Here is a 20,690-nt window from a genome sequence, read left to right as displayed (position 1 = left end):
ACAAGTACCGCTAGAGAGGTCGGCCCGCCGACAGCTCGGCGACGAGCGAGCGGACCACGGCGTCCAGGTCGCCCGCATGGCGTCGCGCGACGGCGTGCTGGCGCTGGTACGAGGCACCCCGGCGAAGGATCTGGCGCACCTGGTCCAGCTCGGCCGCGCAACCCAGGCGCTCGGCGACGGGTGCGAGCTCGACGAGCCACCGACCGATGGCGTCCGTCACCAGCTCCTCGTCGCCCGCCGCGTTCGTGATGATGATCGCGTCCATGCCGTACCGCGCGGAGCGCCACTTGTTCTCCTGCGCGAACCACGGCGGCAGGGTCGGCAGCGTCTCGCCCCGGTCCAGCATCGTCGAGAAGTGCTCGACGAAGCAGTGCGTCAGGGCGGAGATGGCCGCGACCTCGAGCAGGTTGGACGCACCGTCCGCGATCCGCATCTCCAGCGTGCCGAACCGGGGGGACGGGCGGATGTCCCAGCGCACCTCGTCGAACTGGTCGATGACCCCGGTGTGCAGCATGTCGCCCACGTACTGCTCGAGCTGCGACCACTCCTCGAACGCGAACGGGAGCCCGGCCGTCGGCAGCTGCTGGAAGAGCAGCGCACGGTTGGACGCGTACCCGGTGTCCTTGCCCGCCCAGAACGGGGAGGACGCCGACAGCGACTGTATGTGGCCGAAGACGGTGAGCATCGCGCGCGAGAGCGGGAGGACCTTGTCCCGGTCCTCGATGCCGACGTGCACGTGCACGCCGTAGATGAGCATCTGGCGGCCCCACCACTGGGTGCGGTCGATCAGCGTGGCGTACCGCTGCTTGTCGGTGACCTTCTGCCTGGCCCAGTGGGCGAAGGGGTGGGTGGCGCCGCCCATCAGGTCGATCCGCAGCGGGGCCGCGACCGCCCGCACCTCGTCCAGCGCACGCTGGAGGTCGGCCGTCGCCTGCGCGATGGTGCGGCACTTGCCCGAGCGGATCTCCACGGTGTTGAGCAGCAGCTCCTGGGTGATCAGCGGGTGCTCGCCGCCGTCGGCCGGCCGGACGGCGGCAAGGATCGCCTCGGCGGCCTGTCGCAGGTCGCCGGAGTCGGCGTCCACCAGGGCGATCTCCCACTCGATGCCGACGGTCGACCGCTCGGACTGCCCGAACGGGAGGGTCACGGGCGATGCCATCAGACCGGCTCCACCACGAGGATCTGCTGGCTGCCCGCCACGCGCGTCAGGATGATCGTCGCCGTGGCGCTGCCCCGCAGGTCGAGCTGTCGGCGCAGCTGCTCCGGCACGACCGCCGTGCCGCGCTTCTTGATGGTCAGCTTCCCCACGTCACGTCCTCGCAGGTAGGTGCGGAGCCGCTTGAGTCCGAACGGCATGGTGTCGAGCACCCGGTAGGAGGTCGCGGTGGGCACGGGGGTCAACACGTCCGACGTCACGTACGCGATCGTGGAGTCCAGCAGCCGCCCGCGCACCTGCGCCGCCGTCTCGCCCACCAGCCCCGCGCGGATCACCGCGCCGTCGGGCTCGTACAGGTAGCCACCGATGGGCCCGGTCGGGGGGCGCTCCTCGGAGGTCTGCTGCACCACGTGCGCCTCGCCGTCCCGCAGCACGAGCGCCGACCGGCCGGGGCCCTCGGGAGCCAGCGGACCGAACCACAGGCCCACCTCGACGACGTCGCCGTCCACCGAGACCCACTGGGCCAGCGCGTCGGCGGGCAGGGCCGAGTGCGGGATGCCGGGGCCGAGCTTGAGCCCGAGGGCCGGCACCCGGTCGCGCACGGCGAGCACCGCGTCGAGCGACGGCTCGTAGGCGGCCGGGTCGAACACGCGGCTACCCGACGAGGTGCGACGGGCGGGGTCGGCGTACACGCCATCGATCCCCTCCGCCTCGAGGTCCAGCGCGAGCCCGTCGCCGTGACGCACCTGCGCGTCGGGGAAGTGCCGCAGGTTCACGGTCGCGATCGCCGCCGTGGCCTCGTCGACGTCGGTCGCCAGGACGTGCAGGCCGATGCCGGCGAAGGCCATGGCGTCCGCTCCGATCCCGCAGGTGAGGTCCGCGACCCGGGTGCTGCCGGCGTCGCGGTACCTGCGCGCGTGGTGCGCCGCGACCGTCAGTCGGGTGGCCTGCTCGAGCCCGGCCGCCGTGAACAGCATGCCGTTGGCGAACGTGCCGAACTTGCCGACCGCCTTCGCCCGCAGGCGCGACTGCGTGAGGGCGGCCGCGATGAGTGCGGGGTCGATGCCCTCGTCGCGCATCCGCTCGGACAGGGCCAGGGTGCGGGTCTCGTCGTACGGGGGCAGCGCCGAGAGCAGGGCCCAGCCGGCGGGGCTGAGCAGCTGCGCGATGCCGTCACTATCCATCCGGCGATCCTCGCACGCAGGTGAGGGAAGCGACCGCCCGTTGGCACTCGCCTTGACCGAGTGCTAACCGCTTCCTAGAGTGAGTGGCTGGCACTCTCCCGGTGAGTGTGCCAGCTGCGCTCCAGGCCACGGCACCCGCGACGACGTGGTCGACAGCACGCAAGAACCTCAGAGAACTACTCACATGCGAAGGGGAGGTCCGCTGTGTCGGTCTCCATCAAGCCCCTCGAGGACCGGATCGTCGTCAAGACGCTCGAGGCAGAGGCGACGACCTCTTTCGGTCTCGTCATCCCGGACAGTGCCAAGGAGAAGCCCCAGGAGGGCGAGGTCCAGGCCGTCGGACCCGGCCGTGTCGACGACAACGGCAACCGGATCCCGCTCGACGTCGCCGTCGGCGACAAGGTCATCTACTCCAAGTACGGCGGCACCGAGGTGAAGTACGACGGCGAGGAGTACCTCATCCTCTCCGCCCGCGACATCCTCGCGATCGTCGTCAAGTGATCTGAGGGGCGCCACGCGCCCCGATCGCTCGGGAAGGCCCCCACGGCAGCTGCCGCGGGGGCCTTCCCGTCGTCCGGCCCGGCCGACCGGGCGCGCACACACGAGAGCCCCCCGCCGTGACGGTGTCGTCGCCGGCGGGGGGCTCTGGTGGTGCGATCGTCAGCCGACGTTGCTGGTGCGCGTCCGCTGCGTGAGGATCGCGGCCCGCTCGTCCTCGGACAGGCCGCCCCACACGCCGTACGGCTCGCGCACGGTGAGCGACTGCTCGCGGCACTCCTTGAGCACCGGGCAGGTGGCGCAGATGGCCTTGGCGGCCTCCGCGCGGCGTCGCCGTGCGCTCCCGCGCTCACCCTCGGGGTGGAAGAACAGATCCTGGTCCGCGTCGCGGCAGGCCCCCTCGTACTGCCACTCCCACAGATCCATCACCGGTCCGGGAAGGCGCGAGATCTCGGCCATCAATTCCTCCTCAGTCGATCCGGCGCAGGACCGCGGTGGCGGATGCGACGGGAAGTCGTGAACACGGAACCCCGGCGATGTCCACCGGTGATGACGCGTTGGAGAGGACGTTACAACCGCGCCACAAGTTGTTCAAGACCGTGTCACACATTTTCTTGGTGGCGCGGTTGAGCACGTCATCGCAGGTAGACGCGGTGGCTCGCGGGCGACCATCGCGAGCCGAAGCGCTCCGGCCTGGCAGAATCGCGCCATGGTGACGAGTGAGGACGATGAAGCGGCGTTGTCGCAGGCGCCCGCCCTCACTGTCGCCGCGGTCGCCCGCCGGCTCGGCGTGGCCCCGGCGACGCTGCGTACCTGGGACCGTCGGTACGGTCTGGGCCCGTCCGAGCACTCAGCCGGCGCGCACCGGCGGTACTCGGCCACCGACGTCGACCGGCTGCTGGTCATGCGGCGTCTCACCCTCGACGGCGTGGCGCCCGCGGAGTCCGCGCGGATCGCACTCGCGACCGACGCCGCGGGTGGCCCCCGAGCGGACGCCCACCCGGTCGCACCTTCGACGCCGAGCGCCGTGGTGGACGCGGCGCTCGCGGGGGACCTCGCGAGGTGCGCCCGGTTGCTGGGGTTCGAGGGCCAGCCGGACGTCGCGCTGTGGTGGACCGGGCTGGTGGAGCCCGTGCTGGCCGCGCTGGCTCGGCGCACGGTCGTGGACCCGCCCGGTGTGGACGCGGTCGCGGCCGTGCACGCGGGCGTGCTCGCCGCGCTGCGCGCCCGGACCTTCCCGCTCGCCGGGGCGCGTCGCCCCGTCGTGCTCGTGCTCGTCGCCCCGCAGGAGGCCCGCCCCCTGGTGGCGCACGCCATCGCCGGCGCGCTCGCGGCGCAGGGGGTGGATGCCCGCATCGTCGGCGGGCCCATGAGCGTGCACCACGCGGCCGAGCTCGTTGCCATGACCCGCCCGCGCGCGGTGATCACGCTGGGCGAGCGGGTCGACCCGGAGCTCGAGCTGGTGGAGAGGCTCGCGCGCGACCAGCCCGACCTGCCTCAGTTCGTGATGGTGCCGGACGCCGCCGCGGGGGCCGTCCCGCTCGGCCGGTCGGTGCACCGGGCCCGGACGTTCACCGGGCTCCTGCACGAGGTGCTCTCGGTCGCGTCGGCGGGTGAAGAAGTGTGAGACCGGCCCCGCAGCGGGGGAGACATTTCCGCGCACGGTGCCCACAGGTGGACGAAGTCCCGGCCGCACCGCGTCGGGTTCCTCGTCGGGACTAACTTCTGGCAGGTCGCAGGCCGATAGGACTCACGGTGCCCCGCACGGGGCCGAGAGGGGAAGCAACATGGCGGGAGTCGTGATCTGTCACGGCTCGGCGGTCGTTCGCGAACGGCTGGTCGTGACCTCCATCGGAGTGCCCGCGCTCGGTCCGGTCCGCGCAGCCTCGTCGGTGGACGAGCTGTTGAGCCTGGCCCGGCGCATGCCGCCGACGGTGGTCCTGCTCGACGCGCACCTGGCCGCACCCGGCGCCATCGAGGCGATCCGTCGGCTGCGCGCCGTCGCGCCCGGTGCCGCCATCGTCCTGCTCGCCCTCCCCGACGACACCGTGGCGCTCGACCGGGCGCTCGCGCTCGGGGCGCGCGGCTTCCTCGCGCCCGACGTCGGCCGCGCCGAGCTGTCGGCGGTGGCCGCGCACGTGCTGGCCAGCCCGGTTCTCCCGGCCCAGACCGCGTCGCGGACGCAGCCCGTCGACGTGCCCAGCCAGGGCAGCTTCCGCGCCGGTGACCTCCGGACCCCTGCCGCGGGCGTGCCTGTCGGCGCCCCGGACGCCAACGGTGCTCCCGTCGGTGTGCCGACCTCGGGGGCGATCCCCGGCGTGCCGCTGACCAAGCGCGAGATCGAGGTGCTGACCGGCATGAGCCACGGGCGGTCGAACGCCCAGATCGGTGCCGAGCTGTACCTGTCCGAGGACACCGTCAAGACCCACGCGCGCCGGCTGTTCCGCAAGCTCGGCGCCAGCGACCGCGCCCAGGCGGTGGCCATCGGCCTTCGGCGCGGACTCATCCAGTAGGGACCGCCCGGCCGAGCAGCCGCGTATCCTTGTCGGATGACGGAGCATTCCCCTGCCGACCCGTTCGCCCGCATCGGGCTCACCTACGACGACGTGCTCCTCCTGCCGGGGGAGACGGACGTCATCCCGAGCGAGGTGGACACCACCTCCCGCCTGACGCGTGAGATCTCCGTGCGCGTCCCGCTGCTGTCCGCCGCGATGGACACCGTCACCGAGTCGCGCATGGCCATCGCCATGGCGCGCCAGGGCGGCATCGGCATCCTGCACCGCAACCTGTCGATCGAGGACCAGGCCCACCAGGTCGACCTGGTGAAGCGCTCGGAGTCGGGCATGATCACCGACCCCGTCACCGTGTCCCCGGACGCGACCCTCGCGGAGCTGGACCACCTCTGCGGCATCTACCGGGTGTCGGGCCTGCCCGTGATCGACGACGTCGGTCGGCTGCTCGGCATCATCACCAACCGCGACCTGCGCTTCGTGCCTCCCGGGGACTTCGAGTCGCGCCGGGTCCGTGAGGTCATGACCCCCATGCCGCTGATCACGGCACCGGTCGGCATCGCGCGTGACGACGCGGCGGCACTGCTGGCCAAGCACAAGATCGAGAAGCTGCCCCTCGTGGACGAGGCCGGGATCCTGCGCGGCCTCATCACGGTCAAGGACTTCGTGAAGACCGAGCAGTATCCCGACGCGACGAAGGACGGCGAGGGCCGGCTGATCATCGGCGCCGCGATCGGCTTCTTCGGCGACGCGTGGGAGCGGGCGTACGCGCTCGTCGAGGCCGCGGTCGACGTGCTCGTCGTCGACACCGCCAACGGTCACGCTCGGCTGATGCTCGACATGGTGCGCAAGCTCAAGTCGGACCCGGCCACCCGCCACGTCCAGGTCATCGGCGGCAACGTCGCGACGACGCAGGGCGCGCAGGCGCTGGTCGATGCGGGCGTCGACGCGGTCAAGGTCGGCGTCGGGCCGGGGTCCATCTGCACCACGCGCGTCGTCGCCGGAGTCGGTGTCCCGCAGGTGACGGCGATCTACGACGCCGCGCGTGCCTGCAAGCCCGCCGGGGTGCCGGTCATCGGCGACGGTGGCCTGCAGTACTCCGGCGACATCGCCAAGGCGCTCGTGGCGGGTGCCGACACCGTGATGCTCGGCTCGCTGCTCGCCGGGTGCGACGAGTCGCCGGGCGAGCTCGTGTTCGTCAACGGCAAGCAGTTCAAGCACTACCGCGGGATGGGGTCCCTCGGGGCGATGGCGTCGCGCGGGCGGATCTCCTACTCCAAGGACCGGTACTTCCAGGCCGACGTGTCCTCGGACGAGAAGATCGTCCCGGAGGGCATCGAGGGTCAGGTGCCGTACCGCGGTCCGTTGTCGGCCGTGGCGCACCAGCTGATCGGTGGCCTGCACCAGTCGATGTTCTACGTCGGTGCGCACACCATCCCGCAGCTGCAGGAGCGCGGGAAGTTCATCCGGATCACCCCGGCGGGGCTCAAGGAGTCGCACCCGCACGACATCCAGATGACCGTCGAGGCGCCCAACTACACCGGCCGCTGAGCGGGCGCACCGGGCGACCAGACCAGCCTGGTCGCGGAGCTGGGCCGCTGCGAGGCGAGCGAGCGGGAGTTCCTCACGCTGTCCCAGAGCACCGAGGGGTGTCACCTGGCTGGGTTCTTGACCAGCGAGCACGGGCACGCCCTGGCCGCGGCGTTGCACGCGCTGGGCGGCCGGTCGGCGGACCAGGCCGGTCAACCCGCGTCGCGAAGCCCGGCGGACGATGGCTCCGGTGAGGCGTGGGCGGTGCTGCCCGTGCGGGCGGATGGTGCGTGCACGCGCTGCCGGGACTCGCGCTTTCGCGCCCTTCGACGCATCGGCACCTCGATACTGGGCGCGTGGAGTTCCGGGAGATGCAGGAGAAGGCGCGTGCGGTCCGAGGCGCCTACGCGGCGCGGGAGACCGCGCGGTACGGGCGCCGCTGGAACGACGAGGAGCTCATGCTCGGCTTCCTCGGCGACGTCGGGGACCTGGCGAAGCTCGTGCAGGGGAAGGCGGGCGTGCGACCACGCGAGGACCTCGATCAGGCTCTCGCGCACGAGCTGGCCGATTGCCTCTGGTCGGTGATGTCGCTGGCCGACACCTACGGCGTCGACCTGGAGGCGGCTTTCGACCGGACCATGGCAGAGCTCGGCGCCCACCTGGCCCGCGACGGCGCAGCGCCCAGCAACCCGGAATCCCCCTGACCGAGGGTCAGGGGGATTCCGGGTTGCTGATCGAAGGAGCGGTCAGTCGCGGAAGGTCTCGATGCGAGCGCCCAGCTCGACCAGCCGCTCCTGCAGCTGCTCGTACCCGCGCGCGATGATGTCGACGTCGCGCAGCACCGAGGTGCCCTTGGCGGCGAGCATCCCGAGCAGGATGACGACGGCGGGGCGCAGCGCCGGAGGGCACGACACCTCGGCACCGGACCAGCGCGTCGGGCCGCTGACCTGCAACCGGTGCGCGTCGAGGAGCCGGACGTCGGCACCGAGCCGCGTGAGGTCGGTCAGGTGGATCGCGCGGCCCTCGTAGACCCAGTCGTGCACCAGCGTCGAACCCTCGGCGCACGCGGCGATCGCGACGAAGAACGGCAGGTTGTCGATGTTCAGCCCGGGGAACGGCATCGGGTGGATCTTGTCGATCGGCGCGCGCAGCTCGCTGGGGTGGACGGTGACGTCCACGAGCCGGCTGCGGCCGTTGGCGGCGGCGTACTCCTCGGAGAGCGTGTAACGCAGCCCCATCTCGGCCAGGGTCGCCAGCTCGATCTCCATGAACTCGATCGGCACGCGGCCGACCGTGATCTGCGAGCCGGTGACGATGCCGGCGGTGAGCAGGCTCATCGCCTCCACCGGGTCCTCCGAGACCGCGTACTCCACGTCGGCGTCGATCTCCGCGAGGCCGTGCACGCGCAGGGTCGTGGTGCCGATGCCGTCGATGCGCACGCCCAGCAGCTCGAGGTAGAAGCACAGGTCCTGGACCATGTAGTTCGGGCTCGCGTTGCGGATGGTGGTCACGCCGTCGCGGCGAGCCGCGGCCATGATGACGTTCTCGGTCACGGTGTCGCCGCGCTCGGTCAGGACGATCGTCAGGTTCTCCGCACCGCCGCGGGTCACGAGACCGTGGTAGTCGCCGGCCGTCGCCGTCACGTCCAGGCCGAAGGGGCGCAGGCCGATGAGGTGGGGCTCGACCGTGCGCGTGCCGAGGTCGCAGCCGCCGGCGTAGGGCAGCCGGAACTCGTCCTCGAGCCCCAGGAGAGGACCCAGGAACATGATGATCGACCGCGTGCGGCGTGCGGCGTCGACGTCGATGGCGTCCAGCTCGAGGTGCTCGGGGACGACGATCTCGACGTCACGGCCGTCCGTCGACCAGGTGGCGCGCACCCCGACGGAGCGCAGCACCTCGACGATCCGGTCCACCTCGACGATGCGGGCGACGTTGCGCAGCCGGGTGGTGCCCCGGTTGAGCAGCGACGCGCACAGGAGTGCGACGGCGCCGTTCTTGCTGGTGTTGACGTCGATGCGTCCGCTCAGGGTCTGACCGCCCTGCACCCGGAGGTGGGTGCGCTGCGGACCGCCGAGCGTGACGATGGGGGAGTCGAGGGCGGCGCCGATGCGGGTGAGCATCTCCAGGCTGACGTTCTGGGCGCCCTGCTCGATGCGGTGGATCGCCGACTGGCTGGTGGCGAGGCGCTCTGCGAGCTGCGCCTGGGTCATTCCGCGGTGCTGCCGTGCGGAACGGACGAGTGAGCCGACGTGCGCGAGCGGGTCCGCGATGGTCGGCACGGCTCCGGTGGAGGTCGGAACCAGGGGAATCGTCGTGGTCATGCCGATGACGGTATCTCATATATGAGATAACGCCAGGGGTCTTGTTGGAATCGAATCGGTCAGATCGGCGTCAGAGTCGGCTCGGCACGGGTGCGCGAACTCAGCCGCGATATGACGAGCATCTCACCAGAGGGTGCCCACCGGCTCCGGCGCGGGCCAGACATCGGAGGCGCCGGGCCCGTCGAAACCCTGCTCGGCGCGCCACGCGTTGAAGCCCTCCGCCCATGCCTGGTGGGCGGTGGACTGGTACTCGTGCAGCGTGTCGAGGTCGAGCGTGGCCAGGTGGGGGAAGCGTCCGACGATGCGCTCCAGCACGTCGAGCGTGGCGACCACGTCGACGTCGGCGGTGTGCAGCGCGCCCGACTCCACCACCTCGTAGTAGCCGCACAGGTCGACGAGCTTGCGCTTCCCGTGCCGGAGCCGGTCCTCGGCGCGGTCCAGCACGAGCGGGTCGATGACCGGTCGGGCGTCGCCGCAGAGCCGGTCCGGCAGGGTCTTGAGGCCGTGCCGCCGCAGCTCTGCATCGAGCAGGCACAGGTCGAAGGCGGCGTTGTACGCCACGACCGGGACGCCCCCGCGGAAGGCCTCCGCCAGGTCGGATGCGATCTCCTCGAGCGCCTCGCGCGGCGGGCGACCGTGGTCGCGGGCGTGCTCCGTGCTGACACCGTGGATCGCGGCGGCGGCCTGCGGGATCTCGATGCCCGAGTTGATGAGCCAGCTGCGCACGTGCGTTCCGGAGGCGTCGCGACGCACCAGCGCGGCGGTGACGATGCGGTCGTTGGCCACGTCCACACCCGTGGTCTCGGTGTCGAAGCCGAGCAGTGGCCCGTCCGTCCAGCTCATCGTGTCCCGCTCTCGTCCTGCATGGTTCCGTTCGTCGCCAGGATCGCACCGGCCACCGACACGAACGGGGAGGACGGCCAGCGTGCCGCCGTATCCGGTCCGGCCCCCACCCCCGGTAGCCTTGCGGGGTGAGCAACGAGATCGAGATCGGCCGTGGCAAGCGCGGACGCCGGGCATATTCCTTCGACGACATCGCCGTCGTCCCGTCGCGGCGGACGCGGGATCCCAAGGAGGTCTCGGTCGGATGGCAGATCGACGCCTACCACTTCGACCTGCCGATCATCGCGGCGCCCATGGACTCGGTGATGAGCCCGGACACGGCGGTCGCCCTGGGGCGGGCAGGCGGCCTGGGTGTCCTCGACCTCGAAGGGCTGTGGACGCGCTACGAGGACCCGGCACCGCTGCTCGACGAGGTCGCCACGTTCGACAGCGCGCGCGCCACGGCACGCATGCAGGAGATCTACGCCGCGCCGATCCAGCCCGAGCTCATCACCGCCCGCCTCAAGGAGATCCGTGCGGCGGGGGTCACCGTGGCCGGCGCCCTGTCGCCGCAGCGCACCAACGAGTTCTGGCGGACCGTGGTGGACGCGGGTGTCGACCTCTTCGTCATCCGCGGCACCACCGTGTCGGCCGAGCACGTCTCCGGTCGCGCCGAGCCGCTGAACCTCAAGCGGTTCATCTACGAGCTGGACGTGCCCGTCATCGTCGGCGGCGCGTCGACCTACACGGCCGCGCTGCACCTGATGCGCACCGGCGCGGCGGGGGTGCTCGTCGGCTTCGGCGGCGGCGCCGCCCACACCACCCGGGTGTCCCTGGGCATCCACGCGCCGATGGCATCGGCGGTCGCCGACGTCGCCGCCGCGCGACGGGACTACCTCGACGAGTCCGGCGGCCGGTACGTGCACGTGATCGCCGACGGCGGGGTGGGTCGCTCCGGCGACCTGGTCAAGGCCGTCGCGTGCGGCGCGGATGCCGTCATGCTCGGCGCCGCCCTGGCCCGGGCGACCGAGGCGCCGGGCCGCGGGTGGCACTGGGGGCCCGAGGCGCACCACCCGGAGCTGCCGCGCGGTGAGCGCGTGGAGGTCGGTACCGCCGGTTCGCTCGAGCAGATCCTGTTCGGCCCGGGCCACACCGCCGACGGCACGCTCAACCTCGTCGGGGCGCTGCGCCGCGCGATGGCCACCACGGGCTACTCCGACCTCAAGGAGTTCCAGCGCGTCGAGGTCGTCGTCAGCCCGTACCAGCCGCACTGACCCAGCCGGCCGCCCGACGTAGCAGCGCGACCCAGCCGCCCGGACGCTCCCCAGGGAGTGCCGGGCGGCTGTCGTCCCGCGTGCGACACGCGCCCCACCACGGCGACGTGCGTGTGGGCGATTCGACCGCGCCCGCGCGTAGGGTCGCCGTATGGCGCACGACCCCGGACACATCGAGCTCCACGACCCCGAGACCGATCCGCTCGCCACGTACGTGCTCGAGCCGGACGACCTACGCCCGCTCCTGCGGCGTGTGGTCACGTCCCCCGGCGCCGGGACCTTCACCTCGCACGCGCCGTTCACCGGGAGCCCGATCGCCGCGATCCCGCTGTCCACACCGGACGACGTGGCGCGCGCGGCGAAGGACGCACGGGCGGCGCACCGGCTGTGGGCCGCGCGCCCGATGCGGGACCGGACCGCGGTGCTCTCCCGCGTGCACGACCTGGTGCTCGAGCGGCAGACCGAGGTGCTCGACCTCATCCAGCTGGAGTCCGGCAAGGCCCGGGTCTCGGCGTTCGAGGAGGTGTGCGACATCGCGCTGGTCGCCCGGCACTACGCCGCCCGCGCCGGCCGCTACCTGGCGCCGCGCCGCGTGCCCGGTCTCCTCCCGGTCCTGACCTCGACGCGGGTGCTCCGGCACCCCGTCGGCGTGGTCGGCGTCATCGCCCCCTGGAACTTCCCGCTGACGCTCACGCTGGGGGACGTGCTGCCCGCCCTGGTCGCCGGGAACGCCGTCGTGCTGCGTCCGGACCTGCAGACGTCCCTGACGTCGCTGTGGGCCGCTGAGCTGCTCGAGGAGGCGGGTCTGCCGGCCGGGCTCCTGCAGGTGGTGGTGGGGGACGGGTCGACGGTCGGGGCCGCGGTCGTCGAGCACGTCGACCACGTCAGCTTCACCGGGTCCACGCAGACCGGCCGTGTCGTCGCCGCCCGGGCGGGGGAGCGGCTGGTGCCGGCGACCCTCGAGCTCGGCGGCAAGAACCCGATGTACGTGGCCGAGGACGTGGACGTCGAGGTCGCGGCCGAGGGCGCCGTGCGGGCCTGCTTCGTCGGCGCCGGGCAGGTCTGCGTGAGCATCGAGCGGATCTACGTGCACGAGGACGTGGCCGACGCGTTCACCGCCGCGTTCGTCCGCCGCACCCGCGCGCTGCGGCTGGGCTCGGGCCTGGACTACCGCTCGGACATCGGGTCGCTGACGTCGGCGGCGCAGCTGGCCACCGTCGTGGAGCACGTCGAGGATGCCGTCGGGCACGGGGCGACGGTGCTGGCGGGCGGGGAGCACCGCTCGGACCTCGGACCGTGGTTCTACGAGCCGACGATCCTGGCCGACGTGCCGAACGAGGCGCGGCTGGCCCGCGAGGAGACGTTCGGCCCGGTCGTCGCGGTCTACCGGGTGGCGTCCGACGACGAGGCCGTCGCAGCCATGAACGACAGCGACCGCGGGCTCAACGCGAGCATCTGGACCGCCGACACACGACGCGGCGCGGCCCTGGCACAACGCGTCCGCGCCGGCACCGTCAACGTCAACGAGGGGTACGTGGCCACCTGGGGCTCGGTCGCCGCACCGCAGGGAGGCATCGGTGCGTCCGGGATCGGCCACCGGCACGGCCGCGAGGGTCTGTGGGCCACCACCCGCACGCAGACGGTCGCGGTGCAGCGTGGCGCGCACGGGGTGCTCGGCGGCCCGGGCGTCGGCCTGCACCGCCTGTTCGACCTGGGCACCGAGACGTGGCCGCGCGTCTACACCGAGGTGCTGCGTGCCATGAAGACCCTTCGGCTGCCGTAGGACGCCGCGAGCCGGCCGCGAGGGAGCACCCTCGGGGCCGGCTCATCGGACCCAGCGCAGGGCTCAGGCGTGGCCCGCGGCGGCCGGTGCCGGGTCGGACTCGTCGCTGCTGCCCTCGAAGCCGGCGGCCTCGATCGTGGCGACCGCCTGCCGCGCGATGGCGAGCTCCTCGTTCGTCGGCACCACCATGACCAGCGTGCTGCACCAGTCAGGCGAGATGATCGTCGGCTCCTTCTTGCGGCCCTCGTTGCGCGCGGGGTCCACCGCGATGCCGAGGGACTCCAGCCCTTCGAGCGCGCGGGCGCGGACGATGTCGTCGTTCTCGCCGACGCCCGCCGTGAACGTGATCACGTCGACCCGCCCGAGCACCGCGTGGTACGCGCCGATGTACTTGCGCAGCCGGTGCAGGTAGACGTCGAGCGCGAGGGTCGCGTCCTCGTCGCCCGCCGCGACCAGCTCGTGCAGCTCGCGGAAGTCGTTCTCGCCGGACAGCCCTTTGAGCCCCGAGCGGCGGTTCAGCAGGTCGTCGACCTCGTCGACCGACAGGCCGGCGTTGCGCTGCAGGTGGATGAGCACGGCCGGGTCGATGTCACCCGACCGGGTGCCCATGACGAGCCCTTCCAGCGGCGTCATGCCCATCGACGTCTCCACGGCGACCCCGCCGCGGACCGCCGACGCCGACGCGCCGTTGCCCAGGTGCAGCACGATCTGGTTGAGCTCCTCGACGCGCCGGCCCAGCACGCGCGCCACCTTGCCGGACACGTAGTGGTGCGACGTCCCGTGGAACCCGTACCGCCGCACGCCGTGCTCCGCGGCGACCTCGCGGTCGATCGCGTACGTGGCGGCGGCCTCGGGCAGGGTGCGGAAGAACGCCGTGTCGAACACGACGACGTGCGGCACGTCCGGCAGCAGCTCGCGCGCGACCTGGATGCCGACGAGGTTGGGTGGGTTGTGCAGCGGCGCGAGGGGCGAGATCTGGTCGATCTGCTTGATGACCTCGTCGTCGACGATCACGGGGGAGCCGAACACGGCCCCCCCGTGCACCACGCGGTGGCCGACCGCGACGACGTGCGCCTGCGCGAGGTCCGGGCCGATCTCCTCGAACATCGCGAGCACCGCCCGCAGCCCCTCGGAGTGGTCGGCGATCGGGTTGGTGCGACGCGTGGTCAGGCCGCCGAACGTGTGCCGCAGGGAACCCTGCTCCTCGCCGATCCGCTCGACGATGCCGGACGCGATCGCCTCGCCCCCCACGGGGTTGACCAGCTGGTACTTGATGGACGACGAGCCCGAGTTCACGACGAGCACGCTGCCGTGCGCTCCGAACGCGGAGCTGGGACTGGGCTGGCTGAGCGGGGTCATGCGGGGTCCTCTGTCTGGGCCTGGATCGCGGTGATCGCGACGGTGTTGACGATGTCCTGCACCGAGGCGCCGCGCGACAGGTCGTTGACCGGCTTGCGCAGACCCTGCAGGACGGGGCCGATGGCGACGGCGCCGGCGGAGCGCTGGACCGCCTTGTAGGTGTTGTTGCCGGTGTTCAGGTCCGGGAAGACGAACACCGTCGCGCGGCCGGCGACCGCCGAGTCGGGCATCTTGGTCTGGGCGACCGAGGCGTCCACGGCCGCGTCGTACTGGATGGGGCCCTCCACGGACAGGTCGGGCCGGCGCTCGCGGACCAGGGCGGTCGCGGCACGGACCTTCTCCACGTCCGCACCCGTGCCGGAGGCGCCGGTCGAGTAGGAGAGCATCGCGATGCGGGGCTCGATGCCGAACTGCGCCGCGGTGCCGGCCGACGAGATCGCGATGTCGGCCAGCTGCTCGGCCGTCGGGTCGGGGATGACCGCGCAGTCGGCGTAGACCAGCACCCGGTCCTCCAGGCACATGAGGAACGCGCTCGACACGCTGGAGACCCCGGGCGTGGTCTTGATGATCTCGAACGACGGCTTGATGGTGTGCGCGGTGGTGTGCGCCGCGCCGGAGACCATGCCGTCGGCAAGGCCCAGCTGGACCATCATCGTGCCGAAGTAGGAGACCGACGAGACGATCTCGCGCGCGCGCTCGACCGTCATGCCCTTGTGCTTGCGCATCTCGGTGTACTCGACGGCGAACCGCTCGAGCATCTCGGGGTCGTGGGGGTCGATGATGGCCGCCGCGTCGAGGTCGAGGCCGAGCTCGGTCGCGCGGGCGCGGATGGCAGGCTCCTCGCCGAGGATCGTGATGTCGGCGACCCCGCGCTGCAGGAGCGTGGACGCGGCCCGCAGGATCCGGTCGTCGCTGCCCTCGGGCAGCACGACGTGCTTGCGGTCCGCGCGGGCCCGGTCCAGCAGGGTGAACTCGAACATCAGCGGCGTGATGACCTCGGGCCGCTCGACGTCCAGGGCGGCCAGCAGCGCGGCCCCGTCGACGTGCTGCTCGAACAGCGACAGCGCGGTGTCCACCTTGCGCTGCGAGTCCGCGTTCAGGTGGCCGTGCGTGTCCGCGACGGCGCTCGCCGAGCGGAACGTGCCCAGCTCGGTCGTCAGGATGGGCAGCCTGCTCCCCAGCCCGTTGACCAGCCTGGCGATCAACGGCGCCGGGCGGAACCCGCCGTTGAGGATGATGCCCGCGAGCGAGGGGAAGCCCTCCGCCTGGTGGGCCATGAGCAGGCCGAGCAGCACGTCGGACCGGTCGCCCGGCGTGATCACCACCGCACCGTCGGTCAGCTTGCCCAGCAGGTGCTCCACGGACATCGCGCCCACGATCACGTCGAGCACCTCGCGCGCCAGCAGGCTCTCGTCGCCGGACAGCAGCGTGCCGCGCACCGCCTCCGAGAGCTGGCGGACCGTCGGGGCCGTGAGCAGCGGGTTCTCCGGCACGGCCCACGACGGCAGGCCGGTGCTGGAGCGCAGGGCGTCGCGGACGCTGCTCACCGTGCCCGGTGCGCAGCGGTTGGCGACGATCGACACCACCTGGGCGTGGTTGGCGTGCATCTCGGTGACCACGACGTCGGCCACCTGGGCGACGACGCCCGGCTTGCGCTGGCCGCCGTTGATGACGAGCACGACCGGGGCCCCGAGGTTCGCCGCGATCCGCGCGTTGTACGCCAGCTCGGTGGGTCCTGCGACGTCGGTGTAGTCGGTGCCGACGACCACGACGGCGTCGCAGCGCCGCTCGACGTCGTGGTAGCGGGTCACGATCTGGGAGAGAGCGGCCTCCGGGTCGTCGAGCACCTGCTGGTAGGTGACCCCCACGCACTCCTCGTACGTCAGGTCGACGCCGTCGTGGCCGAGCAGCAGCTCGAGGACGTAGTCGCGCACCTCCGTGGACCGCGCGACCGGACGGAACACCCCCACGCGCTGGACGGTGCGGGCCAGCAGGTCCACCAGCCCCAACGCGACCATGGACTTACCGGAATCTCCCTCGGGGGAGGTGACATAGATGCTGCGGGCCACTGTGGGCGTCTCCTGAACGGTGGTACGGAACCGCGGGGCCGACGTCGGTGTCAGCCCCACGGGGGACGGGGTGCTACTCGTTGTCGCCGCCGGTCGACAGGGTGGCGGCCACCTGGCTCTCGTCCGCGGCATCCGCGGCGTCGGGCCACACCCAGTCTCGGACCTCGGGCAGGTCGTCGCCGAACGCCCGGGTGTACTCGCGGGCGCGCAGGCGCTCGTCGACCATCTTCTGGCGCAGGCCGGCCTGCGTGCTCCCGAGCGACGGCACGTTGTCGATGACGTCGATCACCAGGTGGAACCGGTCCAGGTCGTTGAGCATGACCATGTCGAACGGTGTGGTGGTGGTGCCCTCCTCCTTGTACCCGCGCACGTGGATGTTGCTGTGGCCGTTCCGGCGGTAGGTGAGCCGGTGGATGAGCCACGGGTACCCGTGGTACGCGAAGATCACCGGCCGGTCCGACGTGAAGAGCCCGTCGAACTGGGCGTCGGACAGACCGTGCGGGTGCTCGCGCGAGTCCTGCAGGCGCATGAGGTCGACGACGTTGATGACGCGGACCTTCAGGTCCGGCAGCTCCCGGCGCAGGATGTCCGCCGCGGCGAGCACCTCGAGCGTCGGCACGTCACCGGCCGCGCCGAGGACCACGTCCGGCTTCTCGCCGGGCACCTCCGAGCCCGCCCAGTCCCAGATGCCCAGGCCGCGCGTGCAGTGCGCGACCGCCTGGTCCATCGTCAGGAAGTTCGGTGCCGGCTGCTTGCCCGCGACCACGACGTTGACGTACTGACGGCTGCGCAGGCAGTGGTCGTAGGTCGAGAGCAGCGTGTTGGCGTCCGGCGGCAGGTAGACCCGCACGACGGAAGCCTTCTTGTTCACCACGTGGTCGATGAACCCGGGGTCCTGGTGGCTGAAGCCGTTGTGGTCCTGGCGCCACACGTGGCTGGACAGCAGGTAGTTCAGGCTCGCGATCGGGCGGCGCCACGGGATGTCGTCGGTGACCTTCAACCACTTGGCGTGCTGGTTGAACATCGAGTCGATGATGTGGATGAACGCCTCGTAGCAGTTGAACATCCCGTGCCGGCCGGTCAGCAGGTAGCCCTCGAGCCAGCCCTGGCACTGGTGCTCGCTGAGCATCTCCAGCACGCGTCCCGCACGAGCCAGGTGGTCGTCCACGTCGTCGCCGAAGAACTCGGCGTTCCACTGCTTGTCGGTGGCCTGGAACACCGACTGCAGGCGGTTCGACGCCGTCTCGTCCGGTCCGAAGATGCGGAAGTTGTCGGGGTTCAGCCGGATGACGTCCGTCAGCCAGTCGCCCAGCACGCGGGGCGCCTCGCTGATCGAGCCGCCGGGCACCGGCACGTCGACCGCGTACTCCCGGAAGTCCGGCAGGCGCAGGTCCCGCAGCAGGAGGCCGCCGTTGGCGTGCGGGTTGTCGCTCATCCGCAGCGCGCCCTTCGGCGCGAGCGACCGGATGTCGTCGTGCAGCCGGCCCGTCTCGTCGAACAGCTCGTTCACACGGTACGACTCGAGCCACTGCCGCAGGACGTCGAGGTGCTCCGGGGTGTCCCGCGCGTTGGCCAGCGGCACCTGGTGCGCACGCCACGACCCCGTGGTCTTCTTGCCGTCGATGTAGTCGGGCCCGGTCCAGCCCTTCGGCGTCCGGAACACGATCATCGGCCACTGCGGGCGCTGCTCGTTGCCGGCGTGGGCGCTGCGCTTGATCTCCGCGATCTCGTCGAGCACCTCGTCCAGCAGGATCGCGAACCGGCGGTGGATGTCCACGTGCGACTCGTCGTCGAACCCGGCCACGAACATGTGCGGCTTGTGGCCGTACCCGACCATGAGGGACTCGAGCTCCTCGTCGGGGATCCGCGCGAGCACGGTCGGGTTCGCGATCTTGTACCCGTTGAGGTGCAGGATCGGCAGCACCACCCCGTCGTTCTCCACGTTCACGAACTTGTTCGAGTGCCAGCTCGTGGCCAGCGGGCCCGTCTCGGCCTCGCCGTCGCCGATGACGGCCGCCACCAGCAGGTCCGGGTTGTCGAACGCGGCGCCGTAGGCGTGGCTCAGCGCGTAGCCGAGCTCGCCGCCCTCGTGGATGGACCCCGGGGTCTCGGGGGCCACGTGGCTGGGGATGCCACCGGGGAACGAGAACTGCCGGAACAGGCGCCGGATGCCCTCGGTGTCCTCGGTGATGTCCGAGTAGTACTCCGAGTACGTCCCGTCCAGGTACGCGCTGGCGACGAGGCCGGGGCCGCCGTGCCCGGGTCCGGTGATGTAGATCGTCGACTGCTGGCGCTCCGCGATCGCGCGGTTCAAGTGGGCGTACAGGAAGTTGAGGCCCGGGGTGGTGCCCCAGTGCCCGAGCAGCCGCGGCTTGACGTCGTCGCGCGTGAGGGGTTCGCGCAGCAGCGGGTTGGCCAGCAGGTAGATCTGCCCGACCGACAGGTAGTTCGCGGCCCGCCACCACTGGTCGAGACGCGCCAGGGTCGCGTCGTCGATCGTGACCCCGCTCCCGGTCTGCCACGTGCTGCGTGCCGGCGTCGTGGTGCTCATCCCGCGCTCCCCAGTCGTCGTTCCAGCGAAGGCGCCGGCCGGGTGTCAGCCTGGCGCCGGGCGCCACCGCAGGCGGGGGACCTTGGTCCTCTGCCACTGCGCGGGCCTGATGCCATACAACCGCACTCCGTGCGCGCGCGCAGGAGGTGTGGCCCAACGCACGGCAAACGGCCGGTGGCGCGGACGTCGGGTCGGTGCGCAGGTCAGAGGCGTGTGCCGGCCCGCGCACCGGCCTCCGTACCGGTGTCGGCGGTGCCGGTTCCACCGGTCCTTCGAGGTACCGTGAAGCGTGACCGAGCAGAGCCCCGCCGCCGTCGCGCACGAGCGCGCCGCGGGCTCCGGGACGGCCGACGACGCCCCGCCTCCCGTGTGGGAGCAGGCCGAGCGCAGGCCGCCCACCACGCTCCTGCGGGCGGCCGTCCGGCCGCGCATGCTGCTCCTGCTCGTCGTCCTGCTGACCGCAGCGGCCCTGTGCGCGCGTCTCGGAGCGTGGCAGCTGGACCGTGCGCAGGTGCACGGTGCCGCGACCGCGGAGCGCCACGCCGCGGAGCTCGCCGCCGCGCCCGCCGTGCCGATCGACGACGTGCTGGAACCGCAGACGACCTTCGTCGGCGACCTCGTCGGCCGCAAGGTCGCGGTCTCGGGCAGCTACGACGCCACCGGGCAGCTGCTGGTGACCGGTCGCGCGCACGACGGCACGACCGGCCTGCTCGTGCTCACGCCGCTGCGGACCCCTGACGGGGCGGTGCTCCCGGTCGTGCGGGGCTGGGTGGCCACACCGGCCGACGCGGACGCGCCGCCGGCCGGGTCGGTCGACGTCACCGGGTACCTGCAGGCGTCCGAGCAGGCGGGTGCGGGTGTGCGGGACGGGCAGACCGACGCCATCAGCTCCGCCGAGCTGCTCAACTCCTGGGGCGGCCCCATCTACACGGGCTACCTGGTGCTCTCGACACCGGAGCCGGCGCCGGGAGGGCCGGCGCTGCTCGACCCGCCGACCAAGCCCGGGACGGGGCTGAACATCCAGAACCTCGCCTACGCCGCGCAGTGGTGGATCTTCGGCGGATTCGCGGTGCTGCTGTGGCTGCGGATGGTCCGCGACGAGGCGCGCGGCGCGGGACCCGAGCCGGAGGTCGCCGCGGAGGAGCAGCCGGCGGCCTGAGCAGGCGGCAGCCTGAGCAGGCGGCGGGCGCGACCACGTCCGCGGTCAGGCCGGCGGTGGGCGGCGGCGCAGCTGCTTGACCGCGCGGCGCTTCTGCTCGCCCTGCACTCGGCGCACCTGCGAGCCCCGGCTCGGTCGCGTGGCGCGGCGGACCGGACCCGGGGGAGCGAGGGCGTCGTCGAGCAGCGCGCGGACGCGCGTGAGCGCGGCCTCGCGGTTGCGCAGCTGCGAGCGGTACTCCGACGCGCTCACGGTCAGCACCCCGCCGCGCAGCCGGCCTGCGAGCCGGGACAGCACCCGGTCCTGCTGGGTGTCGCTGGTCCAGGTCACCCGGCTCAGGTCCACCGAGAGCTCCACCTTGGAGTCGGTGGTGTTCACGGACTGGCCGCCGGGGCCGCCGGACCGGGAGAAGCGCCACGCGAGGGCGTCGTCGGGGACGACGACACCTCCGCGCAGCACCAGGGCGTCGGTCAT

General features: G+C 72.1%; 17 protein-coding genes. 8 read left to right on the top strand and 9 right to left on the bottom strand.

What is annotated here, in order from left to right; all coding sequences use genetic code 11:
- Positions 1-10: 10 nt before the first annotated feature.
- Together KG102_RS13150 and KG102_RS13145 are read right to left on the bottom strand one after the other, a co-directional pair.
- Entirely contained in the window at positions 11-1,159 is a 1,149-nt protein-coding gene (locus KG102_RS13150; protein ID WP_208212135.1) for a glutamate--cysteine ligase, read from the bottom strand.
- Positions 1,159-2,340 carry a class I SAM-dependent methyltransferase gene (locus tag KG102_RS13145; protein ID WP_208212133.1) on the bottom strand — a complete coding sequence of 394 codons (1,182 nt, stop codon included), beginning with the start codon at positions 2,338-2,340 and terminating at the stop codon, positions 1,159-1,161. Before KG102_RS13145 ends, KG102_RS13150 begins: the two co-directional genes overlap by 1 nt.
- A 204-nt stretch (positions 2,341-2,544) precedes the next feature.
- Between KG102_RS13145 and groES the strand changes: the two genes are divergently transcribed.
- On the top strand, positions 2,545-2,841 hold the full coding sequence (gene groES, locus KG102_RS13140) for a co-chaperone GroES (protein ID WP_056089045.1): 297 nt from the start codon (positions 2,545-2,547) through the stop codon (positions 2,839-2,841).
- A 159-nt stretch (positions 2,842-3,000) separates the two neighbouring features.
- Here groES and KG102_RS13135 read toward each other — a convergent pair whose 3' ends face one another.
- The gene (locus tag KG102_RS13135; protein WP_208212131.1) at positions 3,001-3,297 is read right to left on the bottom strand and encodes a WhiB family transcriptional regulator; all 297 of its coding nucleotides are present in this window, start codon (positions 3,295-3,297) and stop codon (positions 3,001-3,003) included.
- Between the two features lie 250 nt (positions 3,298-3,547).
- Here KG102_RS13135 and KG102_RS13130 point away from each other — a divergent pair, with 250 nt between their 5' ends.
- From KG102_RS13130 to KG102_RS13115, 4 genes are all read left to right on the top strand, one after another.
- Complete coding sequence (locus tag KG102_RS13130) at positions 3,548-4,465, top strand: MerR family transcriptional regulator (RefSeq protein WP_208212129.1); 918 nt, start codon at positions 3,548-3,550, stop codon at positions 4,463-4,465.
- A 214-nt stretch (positions 4,466-4,679) separates the two neighbouring features.
- Entirely contained in the window at positions 4,680-5,351 is a 672-nt protein-coding gene (locus tag KG102_RS13125; RefSeq protein WP_443623125.1) for a response regulator transcription factor, read from the top strand.
- A 36-nt stretch (positions 5,352-5,387) separates the two neighbouring features.
- Positions 5,388-6,899: an IMP dehydrogenase gene (gene guaB, locus KG102_RS13120; protein ID WP_208288435.1), complete on the top strand. Its 1,512-nt coding sequence runs from the start codon at positions 5,388-5,390 to the stop codon at positions 6,897-6,899.
- A 335-nt stretch (positions 6,900-7,234) separates the two neighbouring features.
- Positions 7,235-7,582, top strand: coding sequence for a MazG nucleotide pyrophosphohydrolase domain-containing protein (locus tag KG102_RS13115; protein ID WP_249667323.1), 348 nt, complete (start codon positions 7,235-7,237; stop codon positions 7,580-7,582).
- Positions 7,583-7,624: 42 nt separating this feature from the next.
- On the opposite strand, the gene KG102_RS13110 is transcribed toward KG102_RS13115, so the two are convergent.
- Positions 7,625-9,199 carry a helix-turn-helix domain-containing protein gene (locus KG102_RS13110; RefSeq protein ID WP_208212124.1) on the bottom strand — a complete coding sequence of 525 codons (1,575 nt, stop codon included), beginning with the start codon at positions 9,197-9,199 and terminating at the stop codon, positions 7,625-7,627.
- Between the two features lie 123 nt (positions 9,200-9,322).
- A complete protein-coding gene (locus KG102_RS13105) occupies positions 9,323-10,042 on the bottom strand; it encodes an exonuclease domain-containing protein (protein ID WP_208288438.1) in 720 nt (239 codons plus the stop codon).
- 128 nt (positions 10,043-10,170) lie between these two features.
- Here KG102_RS13105 and KG102_RS13100 point away from each other — a divergent pair, with 128 nt between their 5' ends.
- Positions 10,171-11,295 carry a GuaB3 family IMP dehydrogenase-related protein gene (locus tag KG102_RS13100; RefSeq protein WP_208212120.1) on the top strand — a complete coding sequence of 375 codons (1,125 nt, stop codon included), beginning with the start codon at positions 10,171-10,173 and terminating at the stop codon, positions 11,293-11,295.
- Positions 11,296-11,446: 151 nt separating this feature from the next.
- Positions 11,447-13,078 carry a succinic semialdehyde dehydrogenase gene (locus tag KG102_RS13095; protein WP_208288440.1) on the top strand — a complete coding sequence of 544 codons (1,632 nt, stop codon included), beginning with the start codon at positions 11,447-11,449 and terminating at the stop codon, positions 13,076-13,078.
- A gap of 63 nt (positions 13,079-13,141) precedes the next feature.
- On the opposite strand, the gene KG102_RS13090 is transcribed toward KG102_RS13095, so the two are convergent.
- The 3 genes from KG102_RS13090 to KG102_RS13080 all read right to left on the bottom strand — a co-directional run bounded on the left by KG102_RS13090 (position 13,142) and on the right by KG102_RS13080 (position 19,057).
- Positions 13,142-14,437: an acetate/propionate family kinase gene (locus KG102_RS13090; RefSeq protein ID WP_208288442.1), complete on the bottom strand. Its 1,296-nt coding sequence runs from the start codon at positions 14,435-14,437 to the stop codon at positions 13,142-13,144.
- On the bottom strand, positions 14,434-16,506 hold the full coding sequence (gene pta, locus KG102_RS13085) for a phosphate acetyltransferase (RefSeq protein WP_208212114.1): 2,073 nt from the start codon (positions 16,504-16,506) through the stop codon (positions 14,434-14,436). The genes KG102_RS13090 and pta overlap by 4 nt, the downstream gene beginning before the upstream one ends.
- 73 nt (positions 16,507-16,579) lie before the next feature.
- Positions 16,580-19,057: a phosphoketolase family protein gene (locus tag KG102_RS13080; protein ID WP_208212112.1), complete on the bottom strand. Its 2,478-nt coding sequence runs from the start codon at positions 19,055-19,057 to the stop codon at positions 16,580-16,582.
- Positions 19,058-19,346: 289 nt separating this feature from the next.
- Between KG102_RS13080 and KG102_RS13075 the strand changes: the two genes are divergently transcribed.
- Positions 19,347-20,216 carry an SURF1 family protein gene (locus KG102_RS13075; protein WP_249667322.1) on the top strand — a complete coding sequence of 290 codons (870 nt, stop codon included), beginning with the start codon at positions 19,347-19,349 and terminating at the stop codon, positions 20,214-20,216.
- A 45-nt stretch (positions 20,217-20,261) separates the two neighbouring features.
- Here the strand turns inward: KG102_RS13075 and arfB are convergent, their stop codons facing one another.
- Positions 20,262-20,690, bottom strand: coding sequence for an alternative ribosome rescue aminoacyl-tRNA hydrolase ArfB (gene arfB / locus KG102_RS13070; protein WP_208212111.1), 429 nt, complete (start codon positions 20,688-20,690; stop codon positions 20,262-20,264).

The sequence above is a fragment of the Cellulomonas fengjieae genome, assembly GCF_018388465.1.
Classification (GTDB): Bacteria; Actinomycetota; Actinomycetes; order Actinomycetales; family Cellulomonadaceae; genus Cellulomonas; species Cellulomonas fengjieae.
Note: the sequence above shows the minus strand (reverse complement) of the source record. Positions and strands in the feature narration are given on the sequence as shown.